Here is a 21,158-nt window from a genome sequence, read left to right as displayed (position 1 = left end):
CCGTTGGCGCGGTGCAGATCCCGCGCTGACGGCTCAGCTCTCGGTTATCAGTGCTGGGGAATGACGTAGCGCCAGATGGCGATGAAGTGCAGCAGGCTGCCGGCGATCACGAACAGGTGCCAGATGCCGTGCCAGTGGCGGAAGCGGCTGTCGTAGGCGAAGAAGATGATGCCGATGGTGTAGAAGGCCCCGCCGCCCACCAGCCAGGCGAAGCCCGCGCCACCCAGCGCGCGGTACAGCGGCCCGACCGCGATCAGCACGATCCAGCCCATCACCGCGTAGATGATGATCGACAGCACCCGCGCCTCGGTGCGTGGCTTGATCTCCTGCAGCATGCCGATCACCGCCATCGACCAGACGATGCCGAACAGCGTCCAGCCCCAGGGCCCCTTCAGCGTCACCAGGCAGAACGGCGTATAGCTCCCGGCGATCAGCAGGTAGATCGACAGGTGATCGAGCTTGCGCAGGATGACCTTCGCCCGCCCGCGCACGCTGTGGTAGAGCGTCGAGATGCTGTAGAGCAGGGTCAGCGTCGTGCCGTACACCGCCACGCTGACGATGCGCAGCGGCTCGCCCACCAGGCTGGTGGCCACCAGCAGCCAGATGCCACCCACCAGCGCCAGCACGGCGCCAATCAGGTGAGTCCAGGCGTTGAAGCGTTCACCGTGGTACATGAGTCCCCCGTTGCAATTTCAACCACGCCCACACCCTACCCTGCCTGTGTGAAATAAAAAGCCCGACCATGGGTCGGGCTTTTCGAATCACAGGCTTTCGAGCGAAAGCGGGATCACTTCACCGCCAGGGTGCCCTTCATCATGGCCGAGTGACCCGGGAAGGAGCAGAAGAAGGCGTATTCATCACCGGCCTTCAGCTTGGAGACGTCGAAGGTCACCGAATCCTTCTCGCCGGAGCCGATGATCTTGGTGTGGGCGATCACGCGGGTGTCGCCTTCTTTCACGTAGTTCTTGTCCAGACCGGCGGCCATGCCATCGGTCACTACGCCCTGCATGTCGGCGGCGGTGGTCAGGACCCAGTTATGGCCCATGACGTTCTTCGGCAGGCTGCCGGGGTGGGACAGGTTCACGGTGAAGGTCTTGCAGCTCTTGTCGACGCTGATGGCGTTGGTGCTGAACTGCATCTGGTCGTTGCCCTGGATGTCCACGGAGCATTCGGCGGCCAGCAGCGGGGCACTGAACAGGCCAAGCAGGGATACAGCGGCGAGTTTACGGAACATGACATGCCTCCTAGGCAGGTTGGGCGGAGAATCCTGAAGGGGAAGACTGCCCGAACGCGATCGGGGTTCCCCTGATCTGCATCAATGGCCATCGGCCACGAGCCAAGCTTCGAACTGTCTATCAGGTCGATCAGCAGGATCAACGAGGCAGAACAGCGCACCCCGCCTAGCATAGACCCCATCCCCCGGCCCAACAGGAGTTCGCGCCATGCACCGTCTTCCACTGTTACAAAACCTGCTCGCCTGCTACGCACTGGCGGCCTGTGCCGGAGGTTGCGGGCGCATGGAATTGGATTAGGATTTTTCGGGCTTGGTCGCTATCCAGACTGCCGTTACCCTGACGGCCAGCCAAACGAGGCAGCCAATCGAGGAAGCTCCATGACCTTGCGTTCCATCTGCGTATTCTGCGGCGCCAGCCCCGGCGCCACCCCGATCTACCAGGAAGCCGCCGAAGCCCTCGGCCGCCACCTTGCCGAGAACGACATCCAGCTGGTCTACGGCGGCGGCGCCGTGGGGTTGATGGGCATGGTCGCCAACGCCGCGCTGGCCGCTGGCGGCGAAGTCATCGGCATCATCCCGCAGAGCCTGAAGGACGCCGAAATCGGCCATAAGGGCCTGACGCGCCTGGAAGTAGTGGACGGCATGCACGCACGCAAGGCCCGCATGGCCGAGCTGAGCGACGCCTTCATCGCGCTGCCGGGCGGCCTGGGCACCCTGGAAGAGTTGTTCGAGGTGTGGACCTGGGGCCAGTTGGGCTACCACGCCAAGCCACTGGGCCTGCTGGAAGTGAACGGCTTCTTCGACCCGCTGCTGACCTTCCTCGACCACCTGGTGCAGGAGCGCTTCGTGCGCCAGCCGCACCGCGACATGCTGCAGCGCGCTGCATCGCCTGCCGAGCTGGTCGGCGCCCTGGCCGCCTGGAAGCCCCTCGCCGCGCCCAAGTGGGTGGATTGCACGCCAACCTGACACCGCGCTACCAGCAGCGCTCCGCAGCCGCACCACGGAGCCCGCTGCTGGTCAGCGTCAGCACCCCGCAGGCATCCGCCGCCATCGCCCCGACCGGCTCGGCCTGCAGGACATAGCGCGACTCATCCGGGCCACTGGCGAACCCGAGGTGGTAGAAGGCCTTCCCGGTATCACGTGGCGACTGGTCGAACGGCAGCGTTGCGCCGACGTAGCTGCCACGGCTGGTGTAGAAACGCTCCAGCGACTGCGCCAGCTCCACCAGGGACTTCTGCGCCTCCACCCGGTGCACCCGCTGGATATGCTCCTGGTACGCCGGCAGGGCAATCCCCAGCAGGATGCCGATCAGGGACAGGCAGACCAGCAGTTCCACCAGCGTGAAGCCGCCGGCGCGTTCGTTCATCGATGTCATTTCAACGAGACTCCCACCAGGCCTTTCGCCCGGAATCGCGAGGCAGATCGACCACCTGCCCCTGCGGACGGCCCTCACGATCCACGCCCAGGGCGCGCAGAGCACCGGCCGGATCGGATTGCAGCAGCGCGCTGCCGGACTGCTGCGCAGCGGCGCTGCCCGCCATGACGGCGCTCGGTAAACCGCCCGCCAACCGTTCACCGCTGCCGATATCCAGCACCACCGAAGCGTGAGCGAGCGGATCGCTGCAGGGGTCGTCTCCCGGTGCAATCAGGTTGAACAGCACCAGCTTCCCATCGCGAACCTGCGGCTGTTCCACCACGCGCGAACCATCCGCCGGCAAGTCGAGATACCAGCCTCGGGCGCCATCCTTGCCGGGGACTGGCAGAAGTTCCGGCCGCCCGACCATGGCCCTCCCATCGTCGAGCACGCCGTAAAGGCTTTCAGTCTTCGCCGAAGGCTCGTCGTCACCCACGCGGTAGAAGCGCCCGGTGCCGAACAACAATCGCACCTGCCCGCTACGGTCCAGCGCTGCCACCACCGGAGCGCTGATTGCCTGCGGACTCCCATCCGGCGCCAGCGCCCGGAACAATGGCTTGCCGGCCAGCGACGGTGGAATCGCCAGGTCACCCCCCGCATCGCCCGCCAGATCCACACGCCAGAGATTCCCGAGGCTGTCGCCCACATAGAGGCGATTGGCGGTTACGTCGCCCATGCTGCTGATCGCCGTTACCTGCCCCAGGTCGCCCGCCTCGGGCAGATGGATGCGCGTGAGCACACGACCATCCGCCGCATCGAGCAGCCAGATGTCTCCGCCAAGGCTTTCCGGGTCCCTGGCGCCGGAGGACACCGCCACGACGAACCGTCCCGATCCGAGAGCCATGAGGGCCGGCCGCCCCAGCGCGTAGCCGAGGTCGCGATGGCTGAACTCCCAGAGCACGCTGCTGGGCTGGACGCGTTCAGGGTCGGTCACGTCCAGCGCGAACACACTGCCTCCGCCGGCTCCGGTACTACCCAGCAGCAGGGTTCGCCACGCTCCTGCGATCCAGGCATTCCCCACCGTGGGCGACCCATCGACGTAATAGCGATGGGCATAGCCGGGATCGGCCAGCTCGCGAAGCTGCCCCAGCACAGCCGCCGGAACGTAGGCGAACAACTCGCGCCCATCGCGCGCATCGAAGCCATGCAGCATGCCGTCGTTGGCGCCCACCGCCACCAGCGGCGCACGCTGCCGGTAGAGCTCGCTGGCCAGGAACTCCCGGTAGCCGGCGCCCAACGGCTTGGGCAGCTCGCCGTAGGGCTGCGGGTCGTGCCAGGAGTAAGCCGGGCGCGAGCCAACGATGTCGCCCAGCCGGCTGGTACGCAGGCGGAACGGCAACGCACTGCCGGGCTCGCGCCGCTCCTGCAGGCGCGAACCGCGCAGGTAGCCGATCAGCGACTCGCCCTGCTCGCCCCCCAGCCTGCGCCGCTGTTCGTCGTCCAGGGCACTCCAGGCGAAGGGCATGCCCGCGCGCGCGATCAGCGAGCCATCCGCCCCTGCCCCGGCGGGCCGCACCGTGAGGATGTTGCGCGCGGCCAGTTGCGCTTCGCTCAGCTCATCCAGCTTCCGGGCGGCCGACCATTGCGGTGACTGCTCGCCCTCACGCCACAGCTGCAGGTCGCCACTCCAGCGCCGACCCGCCAGCAGGGTACTGAACCACTCGCCGGGGTTCGGACCGGCGCTGAAGTTGCCGATGCTCCTCGGTTCATCGTCGGCTGCACGGGCGAACACCTGTTTCAGCTCATCACGCAGCGGGTCGGGATCGGTGAGTTTCAGCAGGTTGGCCGGCCAACCCTCCGCGCCCCGCCACCCACTTTCCGGCAGCGGTGAAGTGCGCACAAAGGAGTAGCCACGAGGGATCGCAAAGCCGCCGTACTGGGTCGCCAACCACAGGGCGCTGCCCGGCCCGGCCACCTCACGGGAAGACGCCAGCCAGTAGGTGGCGGCGCTTTGCCGGCCGGGCAGGTCCGGGCGCAGGTCGCGCACATGGGCGTCATAGGCCAGGCCTGCCAATGCAAGTGACGCGGCGGAGCCTGCACCGCCTTGCATGGCTGTCACCTGCTGCGTCGCCTGGGCGACCGCGGGATCGTCGAGACGCAGCAGACTCGCGCCAGCTTCGCCCTCTCCCGCGCCCCCCATCCCGAGCATGGCGTTGCGCTGACAGGCGTAAGTGAGCGGGTCCGCATGGTCTGACTGATGGCGAAGGTAGTGTGTGGCTGCCTGCAACAATTCGCCCACATCGTCGAACGGCCTTGGCCGTTCCTCTTCGCCATGATTGAGAGTGACGATCACTCCAGTTGGCCGGTCGATGAACACGCCTGTCTGCGCCGACCACTCTTTCAGCGGGTTATCCCGCCCATCATCCCGCCACGGACCAACGAACTTCTGCGGCGCGCGCAGCACCACTCCCGTTTCGCGATCAGGCCTGCCGAAAAGGCTGAAGCGCAGTCGCCCGGCGTATTGCTGCAGTAAACCCTCGGGCTTGAAGTGTTCGCCATAGCGCTGGCAGTTGCGCTCCAGCTGGCCGGCAACGCAGACCTGCACGCGCACCGCGATCCGGTAGGTCGTCCCGGCCAATAGCGGCTCTCCGGGCGGGAGCTCCTGCGGCTCGCCGGGAAAGTCCGGGCTGCGCCCCAGCAAAAGGCTGCGTTCCTCTCCCGCGACACGCAGGTAGAGCGTCACGCCGGAGAATGGCGTGGCGCCCGCAACAGTGTCGAACGGCAGGCTTCGATCCGGGAAGGCGCCGTCCCGCTCCAGATTTCGCCCCTTCTGCAGCACCGTCAGCGCGACGCTATCGATGAAGCGATCGCCCCCGGTCAGCACGGAGCGATTCACATCGACCACCTGCGCCGTAGCCCAGTTGAGAAAATTGCCGCTCCAGGCCTGCCGACAGACATGGGCCAGTGCCGGGCCGACGGGCTGGAAATAGCGCTCCGTCTCGGCTTCGCCAGAACGGTAGGCGTAGCACTTGTCCGGGTCGAAATTGCCGAAGTACCTTTCGCCGGTGACGTAGACCGGGCTCGGATTGGCTGCCGCCGCCGTCGCCCCGTGGGCCGAGGATGGCAGCAACAGGATGTTGCCCGGAGCACCGCTGGCGATCTGCAGCGGCACCTGGCTGACCGGCGCAGCCGACAGCGCGCCCGCCAGCGTAGCGCCCAGCATCAGGGAACAGAGTCTTCCGAGCCTCACTGCCGCCTCCTTGCTACCGACTAACGGATGAAATAGATGCTGCTCAGCCGGACGCTGGAAACCGGCGCCCCCGAAGGCTGGCGACGTGCGCCGAAGCCTTCGGCGCGCACCTCGATGGCGACACCATTGGCCGAGACCCCCTTGCCGACTTCCAGCCCCTCGCTGGCCAGCCAACGCAGGAAGTGCAGCCGGTAAACCGGCTGCGCCGCGCTTTCGGAAAAGCCGCTGGCCATTCCTTCGGCAGCGTCGACAGAAGCCATGGGGCCGCCGTGTCGATAGCGCTCCAGTGCAGCCGTTTCCCCGGCGCGCAGCGCCGCTTCTGCTGCCTGGAACGCCATCTGCCGGTCACGCAGGTTGCCGGCCATGCGCTCTTCCAGCTGCACCATGCGCATGCCCGCCAGGCCGATAAGGGTGAGCAGCAACAGCATGACCAGCGCGACCAGCAATACCGCTCCGCGCTCGGGCCCATGGCGCATCGGCGACCTCCCGTTCATCGCGACGGATTGCGCAACGCGATGGTGCTGCTCATCACCAGACGCAGCCTTCGCTCCGCGTTCGGCGCGAGGGTGCGGCCGTCGAACTTCAGCGACGCTGGCGCCTCGTCGACCTCGCGGGTCTGGCTCTGCAGCAGCAGGCTGACGCGCACCGTGCGTACCCGCCGCCAGTCGCTGGCGGTCATTTCCCGCGCCGCCCTGTAGGCTGCCACCGTCTCGCTGCCCGCCCCTGCCACGCCATAGCGCAGGCTCATGCCGGCGACACCATTCACCAGCTCTTCGGTGTTCGGTTTGAATGAGGTCTGGCTGTTGTCGGTGACGAACAGCCCCGTCGTCCCATCATCGTTCCGGCGGACCCAGTAGATGGCGTAGCGATACCGATAGACCCGTGTCGCCGACGCCAGGAAGTGCTCCAGCGAGCGATCCGCCAGCAGGCCCGCCGCGCTCCCGGCATTGCGCAGCAGCAGGCAGGATTGCTGATCACTGAGCAGATAGAAGGCGTCCGCAACGCCGCCTCCCGCAGCCAGCACCAGGCGATTACCGGCAATCGATTTCGTCTCCAGAACCGGGTTGGAGGCATAGCGCAGCAGCACCGCATCGGTATTGGCCAGGCGTCCGTTCGGTACCCACGCCGGGGCTGCCATGCCACTGCCGAAGCCTTCGATGCCTGACTTCTCCAGCGTGTACTGGGCTACCTCGCTGCCAACCGCATTCACCAGCCCTCCAGGGCAGGCCCCCATGAAACCGGCGTTGCGCAGGTCCTGCGCAATGGCCTCCAGCGCGAAGCGGCCGGTCTCCTGCAACTCGGCCAGCGCGATACCACTCTGATAGCTGCGTTTGCTGCCGAGGACGACCTCGATGACGCCCGCCAGAAGCAGCAGGCCGAGGACCATGGCCACCAGCAGCTCGACCAGCGAAAGCCCGCGCTGGCGCATGTCAGAGCCCTGCCCGGTAGGCGAAGGTTTCCCAGGCATTGCCGGCCGCCCCCAGGCGCTCGTGCGCGCGCCGGTCACTCCAGCGCACGGCAATTTCCGCGTAATACAACGCGCCGCTACGGACCACCTGCACCGAGCCGCTACCCGCTCCACCGAGCGTCTCGCAGACATCGGCCTGCCACTGGCCGAGATCGAGTTGCGCCCGCGTCAAGCCTCCGCCATTCGGGCACCCAGCGGTCACGTCGACGAAGTTCGTGTCGTAGGCGCCGGCACGGGCGGCGTCGGGATTGGCGCGCAGCAGGTCGGCCATCTCGCTGGCCAGCCAGGACGCCTGGGAGCGTTGCAAGGCGCTGTAGCCGGCGGCGATACCGGCGTTCTGCAGCCCGGCCAGGCCCAGCAGGCCAATGCCGACGACAAGTACCGAGACCAGCACTTCCACCAGGGTGAATCCTTCGCTGCGCTTGCCTCCAGCCATGTCGATCGCCTCACCGCTGAAGAATGAGCCTCAAGGGTGCAAGGCGCAGCGCGGGGCGGTCAGCCAGACATTTGCTGGGAGATCGAGGGGAAAAGTCCGCCAGCCGAACGAGATCAGGCGTGCAACTAGGACGGCGTCCGAAGTACCGCGCCACTCATCCGGGCCGAAGCGCCATCGGTCCCGGCCAGGCTGTTCGCGCCGGGAAAAGAAAAGGCCACCTTGCGGTGGCCTTTTCTGGAGAACGAGCCGTCAGCTGTTCGCCGACTGCTGCACGATCACCGTCTGCGCCGGCATCGGTGCCGGGAAGTCGGTGCCCAGGGCTTCCTTGATGGTGCGGTTGGTGTCGAAGTAGACCTGCCAGTAGTTGTCGTTATGGCAGTACGGGCGCACCGCCAGCACCGGACCGACGAGGTTGAACTCGAGGATTTCCACATCCACCGGCGGATCGGTCAGCACGTTCGGGATCGCCGCGATGCGCTGCTTGAGCACGGCGACGGCGGCCGCGTAGTCAGCGGCGCCGGAGAGCTGCGCCTTGAGTTCCACGCGGCGGAAGGTGTTGTGGCTGAAGTTCTGGATGGTGTCGCTGAAGATCTTGTTGTTGCCCACCAGGGTCAGGACGTTGTCCGGGGTATTGATGGCGGTGGCGAACAGGCCGATCTCCTTCACGGTGCCGGTCACGCCGCCGGCGGAGACGAAGTCGCCGACCTTGAACGGCCGCAGCACGATGATGAAGCCGCCGGCCGCGAGGTTCGCCAGCAGGCCCGACCAGGCCATGCCGATGGCCAGGCCGATGGCGGCGATCAGTGCGGCGAGGCTGGTGGTCTGCACGCCGAAGTAGCCGAGGATGCCAACGACCAGGAGGATGTTCAGGGTGACGGTGATGAAGGAGCCGACGTAGCGCAGCACCGTCGGATCGACGCTCTGCTTGGCCAGCGCCTTTTCCACCAGGTTGACGGCGAAACTGATCAGCCAGCGACCGAGCACCCAGAAGAGAATGGCTACGAGAATCTTCACACCGAATGCGAGCGCGTACTGCGAAACCGTCGCCCACAGTGCGTTGATCTTCTCCGTACCCACATTGATGATGTTCGTATCTTCCATGGAAGCGCACCTGCGAGAGAAAGGGACCAGATGAACGCTAGCACGGCCCCAGCCGTTTGCTCGTCGCAGCGCGCAGCCCAGAGCCCTGCCGGGCTCCGGGCGCTATTCCACTAGCAATCGCCGGGCAGCGAAGCGATCCAGCGATTGAGCATTTCCAACCCCTCGCGGTGCACCAGGGTGCGGCCCAGCTCGGGCATCATGTCGCCCGGCTTGTCGCTGCCGACGCGGTAGCTGAGTACGGATTTGTCCGGGTTGCCGGGGTGGATGTCTTCCAGCCGCCCGCCCGTGCCGCCGCCCGCCGCCACCGGTGGCTTGCAGAGGCCATAGGCGATGGAGACCGGCGTGTGCGGGTCGAGGTGCAGGCCCGAAGTGCGTGCCGCGCCCTTGGGGTTGTGGCAGTGCGAGCAGTTGGCGTCGAGGTAGCTGCGCGCCTGTTTCTCCAGGTCCTCACCGGGACGCGGATGGCCCCACAACGCGTTCTGCGGCACCTGCGCCAGCGCCGGAAGGCCCTGGAGGAAGCCGCGCGCCTGCCAGTGCTGCAGCTGGTTTTCGCTGCCGCCGGCGTAGGCGAAGTCCTTGTTCAGGTGCCGCGCCTTGGGGCCCAGCGGGGCGATGCCGCCGCCCTTCTGCTCGGCGTGGCATTCGGAGCACTGATTGGCGTCCGGCACCATGTAGGTGAAGGCGGTCTTCTTGCCATCCTCGGCGGTCAGCTCCAGCGCCGGGCTGTCGCCGGCGAGCTCCAGGATCGCCTCGCTCTGGTCGGCATTCCACACGTAGGGCAGTGCCGCCCAGCCGTCCTTCTGTCGCACCAGCACACGGGTTTCCACCAGGCGGACCTTGCCCATGTCCAGCCCGGCCTTGGGGTCGCGGTCGTCCTGGCTGTTCTGCAGCAGGTTGCCCTGGGCGTCCCTGGGGTAATAGAAGGTCTTGGTCAGCACGGTGCCGACGGGGTAGTCGAAGCGGTCCTCGGCGTACTGCGCCGACTGGCCCTCGGGCATCCACACGGTGCGCAGCTTGTGTGCGTAGTCGGTGAACAGCGGGGTGTTGAGGTCATACGGCAGTACCTCGGCGGCCGGCGTCAGGTGGCCGTCCGCCAGGTGCAGCATGCCCCAGCCGCTGAGCTTTTCCGGGTAGTCGTCGCCTTCTGGCTGGTAGCGCGGCTTGCTCTCCTGCCCGCACCCGGCCACCGCGGCAGCCAGGGCGAGCGACAACAGGAACGAAGCGGGTTTCATCATGCCTTGTTGCCCTTCTCGCCGAGGCCGGCCTGTTCGATCTTCGGCAGTGGCTTGAGCTTGCACTGGTGGCTGCTCATGTCGGTGCTGATGTTCTTGTAGCCGTTGGGGCCGTCGACGTTGACGATGCCTGCGTTGCCGTTGTCGATGCAGATGGCCAGGGCTTCCGGAAGCTTGCCGTCGACCAGTTTCTTGTCGTTGAAGTAGCCGTCCCAGAGGATGTCCGGCAGGCGCCCGTTGAGACCGAACTTGGCGATCTTCAGGGCCTTGAGCTCCAGGTGGTCGGGGCTGTCGCCGCCCGGGCCGAAGGTGTTGCCGTGGATGAAGATGCCTTCGGGGTACGGGTCGAAGTTGGGCTGGGTGGCCTTGCCCGAATAACCGGTGCTGAAGTAGCTGCTGACGATGACGTTGGCAGTCTTGTGGTTGCCGATCTTGTTGTCGAAGATCTCCACGTCGTCGTTGGAGTTCACCACCACGCCCGAGCCCGCCGGCACGCTGGCCACCGGGGTGCCCTTGTGGCCGAAGTTCTCGTGGTTGTTGCCCTGCACATCGTTGTCGAAGACGCGGGTGCCGCGTCCCGGCTGCGGCAGGTTGGGCATGTTGAAGACGAGGATGCCGCCGGTATTGTCGGTGGCGACGTTGTTGTAGACGTCGGCGCCGATGGTGTTCTCGATCTCGATACCGGCGACGTTGCGCTCGGCGCGGTTGTTGCGCACGACCACGTTGCGCGACTGGCCGACGTAGATACCCGAGTCGGAGGCGCCGATCGCGACATTGCCTTCGAGCAACGTATTTTCGGTCTGCACCGGGTAGATGCCGTAGCCGCCGTTCTCGGTAGCCGGGCCGTTGGTCCATTCGGTGCGGATGTTGCGGATGACGATGTTCTTGCCACCGATGACCTTCAGGCCGTCGCCCTTGGCATCCTCGATGGCCAGGCTCTCGATGGTGAAGTCCGAGGCATCGACGAACAGGCCTTCGGCGCCGGCCTTCTGGTTCTTGAAGCTGAGGATGGTCTTGTCCATCCCGGCGCCGCGGATGGTCACGCCGTCCACCTTCAGGCTCAGGCTGCGGTCCAGGTGGTAGGTGCCGGCAGGAATGTCGATGACATCGCCAGCCTTGGCCTTGATCAGGCGCGCCTGCAGGTCTTTCTGGAAGTCGGCGCTGACGGCAGCGGTGGGCTTGTCACCTTCGCCGCAGGCGGCCAGGGCAACGGAGAGAGCGAGAAGAGAGAGAGTGGCGAGACGCATGGCGGGCTCCGGTCTTGTTTTTATGATATGGAACTATCGTACCAAATAAGGCCGAGAATACTCCTACATCCCGCGTCACGCCAGCCCTTCAGACACATCGCACTTTGATTGATTGACGTCAGGGTTTAGCGGTGGCGGATCGGGATGATCTGCGCTTCCAACCCAAGGAGTGCACGGATGAGCTTCATGCCCTGGAACGACGAGTTCGTGATCGGAATCGAGCGGATCGATGAACAGCATCGCTGGCTGGTCGACCTCACCAACGCGCTGTATGACAGCCTGAACGGCCCGGAGGGCGAGGGCCAGCCCATCGGCGAGCTGCTGGAGCAACTGGTGGAGTACACGATGAACCACTTCATCGTCGAAGAGGTGCTGTTCCAGCGCCTGGGCTACCCCGAGGAGGAGGCGCACCGGGCCGAGCACGACCGCTTCAACCGGCAGATCATCGACCTGCTGTACCGCCACGAGGATGGCGAAGTCGTTTCGGTCGAGGCCTTGGAGCTGCTCAAGTCCTGGCTGATCCACCACATCCTGAAGGTGGACAAGGCGTACGTGGGCTTCTTCATGCAAAAAGGCGTGACCGCTTAGCGGCCACGCCTTTCTTCGAAGCTCAACGCGGACGGATCAGCGCGGAATATTCGGCTGCCGCTTGGTGGTGCGCTTCTTGCCCTTGGCGTAGCCGGTGGCCTTGCCTTCCTCGGCCTTGTTCCACGGCTTGGAGCCGTTGCTGGCGCGCGGCGGCAGGCCGGTGTGCTGGGTCAGCAGCGGCTGGCCAGCCTTCTTGCTGCCGGCCGGGGTGGAATTCTTGCGGCGCGCGCTCTGGTATTCGTCAGTCTGCGGCTGGTAGGTCGGGATCAGGTGGTGTTTGCCGTTGCCGATCAGGTCCGCGCGGCCCATGCGCTCCAGTGCTTCGCGCAACATCGGCCAGCCCTTCGGGTCGTGGTAGCGCAGGAAGGCCTTGTGCAGGCGACGCTGCTGGTCGCTCTTGACGATGGTCACGCCGTCGCTCTTGTAGGTCACCTTGCGCAGCGGGTTCTTGCCCGAGTGGTACATGGCGGTCGCGCTGGCCATGGGCGAGGGATAGAACGCCTGCACCTGGTCCGCGCGGAAGCCGTTGCGCTTGAGCCACAGGGCGAGGTTCATCATGTCCTCGTCGGTGGTGCCCGGATGCGCCGCGATGAAGTACGGGATCAGGTACTGCTCCTTGCCCGCCTCCTTGGAGAACTTCTCGAACATGCGCTTGAAGGCGTCGTAGGTGCCGATGCCCGGCTTCATCATCTTCGACAGCGGGCCTTCCTCGGTGTGCTCCGGGGCGATCTTCAGGTAGCCGCCGACGTGGTGCGTCACCAGCTCCTTGACGTACTCGGGCGACTCCACGGCGAGGTCATAGCGCAGGCCGGAGGCGATCAGGATCTTCTTCACGCCCGGCAGGGCACGGGCCTTGCGGTACAGCTCGATGAGCGAGGAATGGTCGGTATTGAGGTTCTCGCAGATGCCCGGCCACACGCAGGACGGCTTGCGGCAGTGGCGCTCGATCTCCGGGTCCTTGCAGGCGATGCGGTACATGTTGGCGGTCGGGCCGCCGAGGTCGGAGACGACACCGGTGAAGCCCGGCACCTTCTTCATCTCCTCGATCTCGGCGAGGATCGACTCGTGGGAGCGGTTCTGGATGATCCGCCCTTCGTGCTCGGTGATCGAGCAGAAGGTACAGCCACCGAAGCAGCCACGCATGATGTTCACCGAGAAACGGATCATCTCGTAGGCCGGGATCTTCTCCTTGCCGTACAGCGGGTGCGGCACGCGCGCATAGGGCATGCCGAACACGTAGTCCATTTCCTCGGTGCTCATCGGGATGGGCGGCGGGTTGAACCACACGTCCACCTCGCCGTGCTTCTGCACCAGGGCGCGGGCGTTGCCCGGGTTGGTCTCCAGGTGCAGCACGCGGTTGGCGTGGGCATAGAGCACCGCATCGCTGCGCACCTTCTCGAACGACGGCAGGCGGATCACCGTGCGCTCGCGCTCCAGGCGCGGGTGGGCCAGCAACTGCACGACCTTGGCTTCGTTCGGGTCTTCCTGCTCGCCCTTCTCCTGCTCGATGGCGCAGGCGGCGGTGTCCTGGGTGTTCACGTACGGGTTGATGATCTTGTCGACCTTGCCCGGACGGTCGATGCGGGTGGAGTCCACCTCGAACCAGCCTTCGGGGGTGTCGCGGCGTACGAAGGCGGTACCGCGCACGTCAGTGATCTGCTCGACCTGTTCGCCGGCGGCCAGGCGCTGGGCGATCTCCACCACGGCGCGCTCGGCGTTGCCGTACAGCAGGATGTCGGCGGTGGCGTCCATGAGGATGGAGCGGCGAACCTTGTCCTGCCAGTAGTCGTAGTGGGCGATGCGGCGCAGCGAGGCCTCGATGCCACCCAGCACTACCGGGGTGTCGCTGTAGGCTTCCTTGCAGCGCTGGCTATAGACCAGGCTGGCACGATCCGGGCGCTTGCCGGCGAGGCCGCCCGGCGTATAGGCGTCATCGCTGCGGATCTTCTTGTCCGCGGTGTAGCGGTTGATCATCGAGTCCATGTTGCCCGCCGCCACGCCGAAGAACAGGTTCGGCTGGCCGAGCTTCATGAAGTCGTCCTTCGAGCGCCAGTCCGGCTGGGCGATGATGCCCACGCGGAAGCCCTGGGCTTCCAGCAGGCGGCCGATGATGGCCATGCCGAACGACGGATGGTCGACGTAGGCATCCCCGGTGACGATGATGATGTCGCAGGAATCCCAACCCAGCTGATCCATCTCTTCCTTGCTCATGGGCAGGAACGGCGCCGGGCCGAAACACTCGGCCCAGAACTTGGGATAGTCGAACAACGGCTTGGCGGCTTGCATCACGGGCACCGGGGTATCTCTAATAGGGATCGCGGAAAAACGCGGGCGCGGAATATAGCACAAAAAGTGTACAAATCCGACCAGCGAGCTCAGATTTAAGCGTCTGACGGTAGATTGCCAATGCCATCATCTGGCTATACTTCAGCCACTATCCGCAGTACGCCTGGCCATCCCGCCCAGGCCAGGGAGTGCCTGTCGTGCGTCGTGCCTTCGTGCTGTTGCTTACCCTGCTGTTCTGCCACACCGCGCTAGCCTTCGACCTGGACGACAAGGCCAGCGGCGCCTGGCTCAACGATCACCTCGAACTGCTGCAGGAGCGTGACGGGCCGCTGTCGCTGGAAGCCGTGCAGGCCAGCCACGACTTCGTGCCCGCCAACGGCCGCACCAGCGTCGGCCAGAGCCCCGATGGCTGGTGGCTGCGCCTGGACCTCGACCGCCGCACCTCGCCGCTGGGCGGCTGGTGGCTGGAGGTGGACGCGGTCAATCTGAAGGACCTGCGCCTCTACCTGCCCGACGAACGCGGCGTCTACCGGGAAACGCTTTCCGGCGAGGCCGTGCCCTTCGCCCAGGGCCGCGACCGTGACTACCGCCGCCCGGTCTTCCATCTGCCCGAAGGCACCGGCCCGGTGCGCGTCTATGCCCGCGTCTACGATCCGGCCGGCAACTCCTTCCCGCTGCGCATCTGGTCGCTGGACGATCTGCAGGACCACCGCGCCGATACCAGCCTGCTCCTCGGCTTCATCTACGGCCTGATCGCCGCGCTGCTGCTGTACAACTTGTTCATCCTGCTGACCCTGCGCGACCCGGCGTACTTCTGGTACGTACTGACCACCGCCAGTGCGCTGCTGTTCAGCTTAGGAATGAGCGGCCACGGTTTCGAGTACTTCTGGCCGGATCATCCGGTGCCCTGGTGGCTGGACCGCATCACCCTGCCCTCGCTCTGGGGCCTGTGCGTGCATCGCTTCACCATCACCCTGCTGCAGACCCGCCGCCACGTGCGCTGGTCGCACTGGCTGCTGAACCTGAACTGCGCGCTGTATGTGCTGACCATCGTCCTCGGCGCCCTGCACCTGCGTGGCGTGGCCGGCTGGATGCTGGTGGCGATCACCCTGATCGGCGTGCCGGCCGCGCTGGGCGGCGCCCTGGTGCGCTGGCGCCAGGGCTCGTTCCCGGCGTTCCTCTACCTGCTCGGCTTCGGCCTGGTCCTGACCAGCGTGAGCATTTCGGTGATGCGCGCCACCGGCGTGGTGCAGCCGTCGCCGCTGACCTCGTACATCTTCCCCATCGCCGTGGCCATGGAGTCGGTGCTGTTCTCCTTCGCCCTCACCTCGCGCATCCAGGGCCTCAAGCGCGAGCGCGCCCAGGCGCTGGAACAGGCTGACCGGGAGAAAAGCGCACGCCTGACCCTCATGCAGAGCGCCCAGCAGGACCTGGCCACCGCCGTAGCCGAGCGCACCGCCGAACTCACCCAGAGCAACCAGCTGCTGCGCGAGCGCGAAGTGCAGCTGCAGCACGCCGCGCACTATGACCCGCTGACCGGCCTGCCGAACCGCCGCTACCTGGTGGAGCACGCCGAGCACGCCCTGGCGAGCGCCCAGCAGAACGGCGAAACCCTCGCCCTGATGCTGATCGACCTTGACCACTTCAAACCGATCAACGACAGCCACGGCCACGACGCCGGGGACTTCATGCTGCAGAACGTCGGCAATCGCCTGCGCCTGTGCGTGCGCGGCAGCGACTGCGTGGCGCGCCTGGGCGGTGACGAGTTCGCGGCGCTGATCTCCGGCCCGGACGCAGAGGGGCACGCCAAGGAAATCGCCTACCGCATCCTCAACGAACTGGCGCGCCCGGTGAAGTTCGAAACGCTGGAGCTGCGCGTCACACCGAGCATCGGCGTGGCCATCTACCCCAGCCACGCGATGCAGTTCAGCAAGCTCTACAAGGCCGCCGACCAGGCGCTCTACGAAGTCAAGGGCAACGGTCGCGCGGCCTACGCCATGGCCAGCGAGGCCGCCGGCGAGACCAGCGAGCTCTGGCCGGAAAACGAATGGCTGGAAAGCGAAGACCGCGCCTGATCAGCTGCGGTAGCGGCGCGGCACGCGGGCGGTGACCTTGGTCAGCAGCTCGTAGCCGATTGTCCCGGCGTGGGCCGCCACCTCGTCCACCGGCAGGTTGGCGCCCCACAGCTCCACGCGGTCGCCCACGGCGGCATTGGGCAGGTCGGTCAGGTCCACCGCCAGCATGTCCATCGATACCCGCCCGGCCAGCACCGTGCGCTGGCCATCCACCAGCACCGGCGTGCCGCTCGGCGCGTGGCGCGGATAACCATCGGCATAGCCGCAGCTCACGGTGCCGATGCGCGACGGCCGCCGGGCCACCCAGGTCGCGCCGTAGCCAACGCTCTCACCGACTGCCACCTCGCGCACGGCAATCAGTTGCGCCTCGAGGCTCATGGCCGGGCGCAGGCCCAGTTCGGCGGCGCCGATGTCGGCGAAGGGCGTGGCGCCATAGAGCATGATGCCGGGGCGAACCCAGTCCATATGCGCGGCGGGGATGGTCAGCACCGCGGCGGAGTTGGCCAGCGAGCGCAAGTCGAAATCCAGGTCCAGCACACTGAGGAAACAGGCCACCTGGTCCTCGGTCAGCTCGTCGCCGCGCAAGTCGGCGTTGGCGAAGTGGCTCATCAGGTTCAGCTCGGCCACCTGCGGCGCCTGGCGCAGGCGCGGATGCCAGTCGCGCAGCGCCTCGGGCGAGAAGCCCAGGCGGTGCATGCCGGTATCCAGTTTCATCCACACATTGAGCGCGCTGGGCATCTGCGCGGCGAGCAGTGCCTGGGCCTGCTCGAGGCCTTGCACCGCTACGTCCAGGCGCAGCTGGGCAGCGATCAGGTATTCCGACGGCTCGAAGCAGCCCTCCAGCAGCAGGATGCGGGCGCCGGCATGCAGCGCGCGCACCTCGGCGGCTTCTTCCAGGCAGGCCACCGCAAACCCGTCGGCCTCGTCGTGCAGGCAGCTCACCACCTCCCGCGCGCCATGCCCATAGGCGTTCGCCTTGACCACCGCAAAGGCTTCACGCCCCGGCGCGCAGCGCTTGGCGACGGCGTAGTTGTGGCGAATGGCGGCTAGATCGACGTGGGCGACGAGCGGGCGCATGGCGGCCTCTGCAATGAAAACGGGCGCCTATCTTAAGGCGCCCGTCGGTCACGCGGAATGCGGCATTGCTACTCGTCTTCGAAGTTGTACATGCCGGGCGCAAGGTTCTCGAAGCGGCTGTAGCGGCCGAGGAAGGCCACGCGCACCGTGCCGATCGGGCCGTTACGCTGCTTGCCGAGGATGATCTCGGCAACGCCCTTGAACTCGGTCTCCGGGTGATACACCTCGTCGCGGTAGACGAACATGATCACGTCGGCGTCCTGCTCGATCGCTCCGGATTCGCGCAGGTCGGAGTTCACCGGGCGCTTGTTGGGGCGCTGTTCCAGCGAGCGGTTGAGCTGGGAGAGCGCCACCACCGGGCAGTTGAATTCCTTCGCCAGCGCCTTCAGCGAGCGGGAAATCTCGGAAATCTCGTTGGTCCGGTTGTCGCCGGCGGAACCGGGGATCTGCATGAGCTGCAGGTAGTCGACCATGATCATGCCGATCTCGCCGTGCTCGCGGGACAGGCGGCGGGTCCGCGCGCGCATTTCCGAGGGCGAGATGCCGGCGGTGTCATCGATGAACAGCTTGCGGTCGCTGAGCAGGTTCACCGCCGAGGTCAGGCGCGGCCAATCCTCGTCGTCCAGCTTACCGGTACGCACCTTGGTCTGGTCGATGCGTCCGAGCGAGGCGAGCATACGCATCACGATGGAGTCGGAGGGCATCTCCAGGGAGTACACCAGGATCGCCTTGTCGCTGCGCATCAGGGCGTTCTCCACCAGGTTCATGGCGAAGGTGGTCTTGCCCATCGACGGACGGCCCGCAACGATGATCAAGTCGGATGGCTGCAGACCGCTGGTCTTCTCGTCGAGGTCGGTGAAGCCGGTGGTGATACCGGTCAGCGCATCCGAGGTGTTGAACAGGTGGTCGATGCGGTCGATGGTCTTGACCAGGATGTCGCCGATGCCCACCGGGCCGCCGGTCTTCGGCCGCGCTTCGGCGATCTCGAAGATCCGCCGTTCGGCTTCGTCGAGCACTTCGTTGGCGCTGCGCCCCTCGGGGTTGAAGGCACTGTCGGCGATGTCGCTGCTGATGCCGATCAGCTGCCGCAGCGTGGCGCGTTCGCGGATGATGTTCGCGTAGGCCTTGATGTTCGCCACCGAGGGCGTGTTCTTCGCCAGCTCGGCGAGGTACGCGAGGCCGCCCACCTGGGACAGCTGACCTTCGCGCTCGAGCATCTCGGACAGGGTCACCACGTCGATCGGCTGGTTCGCTTCGGCGAGCTTGTAGACGGCGCGGAAGATCAGGCGATGGTCATGGCGGTAGAAGTCGCCATCGGACACGGCGTCGGAGACACGCTCCCAGGCGTTGTTGTCGAGCATCAGGCCGCCCAGCACCGCCTGTTCAGCTTCGATCGAGTGCGGCGGCACCTTGAGGGAAGCGGTCTGCAGGTCGTATTGCTCGGGGACGGTGATGTCGTTCATGGGCGCTTCGTGCGGGCTCTTCGTAGAAATTCAAAGGCGGAAAAAACAAAGGGCACGGTACCGAATTTCAGTACCGTGCCCGATGTTAGCGGACTGATTCGCCCATGCAAGATGTGCGAAACGTCCTAGCGACGGATCGCTTACTCGGCGACTACAACCACGTGCAGGGTTGCATCAACATCCATGTGCAGTTGCACTTCGATGTTGTATTCGCCTACAGCGCGCAGGGCGCCGTCGGGCAGGCGAACTTCGCTCTTTTCCAGCGGGTAGCCGGCAGCCGAAACGGCGTCGGCGATATCGCGGGTGCCGATCGAACCGAACAGCTTGCCTTCGTCGCCAGCGTGGGCACCGATGGTCACGATCAGTTCGGCCAGTTGGGCAGCACGAGCTTCAGCAGCGGCTTTTTTCTCAGCAGCGGCTTTTTCCAGCTCTGCACGGCGCTCTTCGAAAGCAGCGACGTTGGCAGCGGTGGCAGCAGTGGCTTTGCCCTGCGGCAGCAGGTAGTTACGAGCGTAACCGCCCTTTACGTTCAGCTTGTCGCCCAGGTTGCCCAGTTTGGCGATCTTTTCCAGCAGGATGACTTCCATTTGAGTCTTACCTCTTAACTTTTAACCTTCACCGTTCGCAGCTTTCTGGCGCTTGGCCAGTCGACCGCGAAAATCAAACAGACTGTCGACTACGGCGACAAGACAGATCACATTGCCCAGTACGAATACCAGCAGGTACAGCGGTGCCAGCCAGAAGCCCGGAAGCTTCTTCAGCGCGGCCAAGCCGTGCCCCAGTGCGATCCCGGCAAACAGCAGCGGGATCATGCACAGCGGCGCCAGCATGGTGGCCGCGGGCCCTGCGAAGGGCAGTGCCACAACGCCGACCAGCAGCGCTACAGCCGTGCCCGGCGACAGACGCAGTGCGCGGAACTCGCGGCCAAACCCTTCCGGGTTGAACAGTACTGCTTGCCAATAACGCGCCAGCATCAGGCACAACAGGCTGATCGTCTGCAGCGAGGCTGCCATCAGGCCGGTGATGGTCGGAACCATCTCCGCCTGCAGGGCGGCCATCTGTTCCGGCGAAAGCTTGGCTTCGGCCAGAACCTGCGGCAGGGCCTTGCCGAATGCATCGGCCAGACCTGCGACCAACCCGGCCGACACCGTGCTGAGCAGCAGCACGAACACCGCACCGAGCACAACGCTCGCCAGCATCACCTGGTTCCAGGACACCTTGCTGCGCAGAACCTGCGCCAGCACGGCACTACCCACCAGAACCAGACTCACGCTGGGGTCACCCAGGTACCACCAGGCCAGTGCCGGAAGCAGCGCCCAGGCCAGGATGCCAAAGGCATCGCTGGGACCACGGCGCAACAGCACCAGACTGCCTGCTGCGGCACCGAGCCAGAACAAAGGCTGCAGTACCGCGGCTGCGACGACCACCAGGGTCGCCTGCATGCGGCCTCGCATGACAAATTCAGCCAATGCGCGCATGCGATCTATCCATCAATTCCAGTCGACTGCCCGATCAACGGCCGTGGCTGTCGGTGTAGGGAAGCAGGGCCAGGTAGCGGGCGCGCTTGATAGCGGTCGCCAGCTGACGCTGGTACTTGGCCTTGGTGCCGGTGATACGGCTCGGAACGATCTTGCCGGTTTCGGAAACGTAGGCTTTCAGGGTGTTGAGATCCTTGTAATCGATCTCTTTCACGCCTTCAGCGGTGAAACGGCAGAACTTACGACGACGGAAGAAACGTGCCATGTGTGTGGCTCCTCAATACTGGTCCGGGATTACTCGTCAGCGCTGTCGCGGCTATCATCGCCGTCAGCGGACTCGCCCTCGTTCGATTCGGGACGCTCACGGCGCTCGCGGCGCTCGTTGCGGCTCTCTTCGGCCTTCAGCATTTCGGACTGGCCGGTAACGGCTTCGTCGCGACGGATGACCATGTTACGGATCACGGCGTCGTTGTAACGGAAGTTGTCTTCCATTTCTGCCAGGGCCTTGGCGGTGCACTCGACGTTCATCAGAACGTAGTGAGCCTTGTGCACGTTGTTGATGGCGTAAGCCAGCTGACGACGGCCCCAGTCTTCCAGACGGTGGACTTTGCCGCCGTCTTCTTCGATGGCCTTGGTGTAACGCTCGACCATGCCACCGACTTGTTCGCTCTGGTCCGGGTGAACCAGGAACACGATTTCGTAATGACGCATAAATGCTCCTTACGGATTGCAGCCTGCCGACAAAGCGGTCAGACAAGGAGTGAATGATTTTTTCCTTGCCGCTCGGAGGCACGCGCGAACGCCTGCCCGGACGACAAGGGCCGACATTCTAGAGAAGGGGGGAAGGTGGCGCAAGGAAATTGACGATT

20 protein-coding genes are annotated in these 21,158 nt (G+C 65.5%); 3 read left to right on the top strand and 17 right to left on the bottom strand.

Annotation, left to right across the window (positions count from 1 at the left end):
* Window positions 1-47: 47 nt before the first annotated feature.
* Both UB43_RS24155 and azu read right to left on the bottom strand, forming a co-directional pair.
* Window positions 48-674: a hemolysin III family protein gene (locus UB43_RS24155; protein ID WP_045216280.1), complete on the bottom strand. Its 627-nt coding sequence runs from the start codon at window positions 672-674 to the stop codon at window positions 48-50.
* 113 nt (window positions 675-787) lie between these two features.
* Window positions 788-1,234, bottom strand: coding sequence for an azurin (gene azu, locus UB43_RS24150; protein WP_045216277.1), 447 nt, complete (start codon window positions 1,232-1,234; stop codon window positions 788-790).
* Between the two features lie 378 nt (window positions 1,235-1,612).
* Between azu and UB43_RS24145 the strand changes: the two genes are divergently transcribed.
* A complete protein-coding gene (locus UB43_RS24145) occupies window positions 1,613-2,200 on the top strand; it encodes a TIGR00730 family Rossman fold protein (RefSeq protein WP_045216275.1) in 588 nt (195 codons plus the stop codon).
* Between the two features lie 7 nt (window positions 2,201-2,207).
* Here the strand turns inward: UB43_RS24145 and UB43_RS24140 are convergent, their stop codons facing one another.
* From UB43_RS24140 to UB43_RS24105, 8 genes are all read right to left on the bottom strand, one after another.
* Window positions 2,208-2,600, bottom strand: a complete 393-nt coding sequence (locus UB43_RS24140; RefSeq protein ID WP_256205281.1) for a type IV pilin protein — start codon at window positions 2,598-2,600, stop codon at window positions 2,208-2,210.
* 10 nt (window positions 2,601-2,610) lie between these two features.
* Window positions 2,611-5,811 carry a pilus assembly protein gene (locus tag UB43_RS28885; protein WP_052969600.1) on the bottom strand — a complete coding sequence of 1,067 codons (3,201 nt, stop codon included), beginning with the start codon at window positions 5,809-5,811 and terminating at the stop codon, window positions 2,611-2,613.
* A 47-nt stretch (window positions 5,812-5,858) separates the two neighbouring features.
* The gene (locus tag UB43_RS24130) at window positions 5,859-6,314 is read right to left on the bottom strand and encodes a PilX N-terminal domain-containing pilus assembly protein (RefSeq protein WP_045216270.1); all 456 of its coding nucleotides are present in this window, start codon (window positions 6,312-6,314) and stop codon (window positions 5,859-5,861) included.
* 14 nt (window positions 6,315-6,328) lie between these two features.
* Window positions 6,329-7,267, bottom strand: coding sequence for a PilW family protein (locus UB43_RS24125; RefSeq protein WP_045216268.1), 939 nt, complete (start codon window positions 7,265-7,267; stop codon window positions 6,329-6,331).
* A gap of 1 nt (window position 7,268) precedes the next feature.
* Window positions 7,269-7,742, bottom strand: a complete 474-nt coding sequence (gene pilV, locus UB43_RS24120) for a type IV pilus modification protein PilV (RefSeq protein WP_045216266.1) — start codon at window positions 7,740-7,742, stop codon at window positions 7,269-7,271.
* A 249-nt stretch (window positions 7,743-7,991) separates the two neighbouring features.
* The gene (locus UB43_RS24115; RefSeq protein ID WP_045216264.1) at window positions 7,992-8,843 is read right to left on the bottom strand and encodes a mechanosensitive ion channel family protein; all 852 of its coding nucleotides are present in this window, start codon (window positions 8,841-8,843) and stop codon (window positions 7,992-7,994) included.
* Between the two features lie 110 nt (window positions 8,844-8,953).
* Window positions 8,954-10,075: an SO2930 family diheme c-type cytochrome gene (locus tag UB43_RS24110; RefSeq protein WP_045216262.1), complete on the bottom strand. Its 1,122-nt coding sequence runs from the start codon at window positions 10,073-10,075 to the stop codon at window positions 8,954-8,956.
* Entirely contained in the window at window positions 10,075-11,322 is a 1,248-nt protein-coding gene (locus UB43_RS24105) for a parallel beta-helix domain-containing protein (RefSeq protein WP_024766011.1), read from the bottom strand. The genes UB43_RS24110 and UB43_RS24105 overlap by 1 nt, the downstream gene beginning before the upstream one ends.
* A 177-nt stretch (window positions 11,323-11,499) precedes the next feature.
* On the opposite strand from UB43_RS24105, the gene UB43_RS24100 reads away from it, so the two are divergent.
* On the top strand, window positions 11,500-11,910 hold the full coding sequence (locus tag UB43_RS24100) for a bacteriohemerythrin (RefSeq protein WP_045216258.1): 411 nt from the start codon (window positions 11,500-11,502) through the stop codon (window positions 11,908-11,910).
* A 36-nt stretch (window positions 11,911-11,946) separates the two neighbouring features.
* Here UB43_RS24100 and UB43_RS24095 read toward each other — a convergent pair whose 3' ends face one another.
* Complete coding sequence (locus UB43_RS24095) at window positions 11,947-14,196, bottom strand: YgiQ family radical SAM protein (RefSeq protein WP_045216256.1); 2,250 nt, start codon at window positions 14,194-14,196, stop codon at window positions 11,947-11,949.
* A 197-nt stretch (window positions 14,197-14,393) separates the two neighbouring features.
* On the opposite strand from UB43_RS24095, the gene UB43_RS24090 reads away from it, so the two are divergent.
* On the top strand, window positions 14,394-16,271 hold the full coding sequence (locus UB43_RS24090) for a GGDEF domain-containing protein (RefSeq protein ID WP_052969599.1): 1,878 nt from the start codon (window positions 14,394-14,396) through the stop codon (window positions 16,269-16,271).
* On the opposite strand, the gene alr is transcribed toward UB43_RS24090, so the two are convergent.
* The 6 genes from alr to rpsF all read right to left on the bottom strand — a co-directional run bounded on the left by alr (window position 16,272) and on the right by rpsF (window position 21,000).
* Window positions 16,272-17,348: an alanine racemase gene (gene alr, locus UB43_RS24085; RefSeq protein WP_045216254.1), complete on the bottom strand. Its 1,077-nt coding sequence runs from the start codon at window positions 17,346-17,348 to the stop codon at window positions 16,272-16,274.
* Between the two features lie 68 nt (window positions 17,349-17,416).
* Window positions 17,417-18,811, bottom strand: coding sequence for a replicative DNA helicase (gene dnaB, locus UB43_RS24080; RefSeq protein WP_045216252.1), 1,395 nt, complete (start codon window positions 18,809-18,811; stop codon window positions 17,417-17,419).
* Window positions 18,812-18,951: 140 nt separating this feature from the next.
* A complete protein-coding gene (rplI, locus tag UB43_RS24075; protein ID WP_015479134.1) occupies window positions 18,952-19,398 on the bottom strand; it encodes a 50S ribosomal protein L9 in 447 nt (148 codons plus the stop codon).
* Window positions 19,399-19,419: 21 nt separating this feature from the next.
* Window positions 19,420-20,289 (bottom strand): hypothetical protein, encoded by an 870-nt coding sequence (locus UB43_RS24070; RefSeq protein WP_045216250.1) that lies wholly within the window; start codon window positions 20,287-20,289, stop codon window positions 19,420-19,422.
* 34 nt (window positions 20,290-20,323) lie between these two features.
* Window positions 20,324-20,554, bottom strand: coding sequence for a 30S ribosomal protein S18 (gene rpsR, locus UB43_RS24065; protein ID WP_003095634.1), 231 nt, complete (start codon window positions 20,552-20,554; stop codon window positions 20,324-20,326).
* Window positions 20,555-20,583: 29 nt separating this feature from the next.
* Window positions 20,584-21,000 carry a 30S ribosomal protein S6 gene (gene rpsF / locus UB43_RS24060; protein ID WP_017518275.1) on the bottom strand — a complete coding sequence of 139 codons (417 nt, stop codon included), beginning with the start codon at window positions 20,998-21,000 and terminating at the stop codon, window positions 20,584-20,586.
* Between the last annotated feature and the right edge of the window lie 158 nt (window positions 21,001-21,158).

Source organism: Pseudomonas sp. 21, assembly GCF_000955805.1.
GTDB lineage: Bacteria > Pseudomonadota > Gammaproteobacteria > Pseudomonadales > Pseudomonadaceae > Pseudomonas.
Note: the sequence above shows the minus strand (reverse complement) of the source record. Positions and strands in the feature narration are given on the sequence as shown.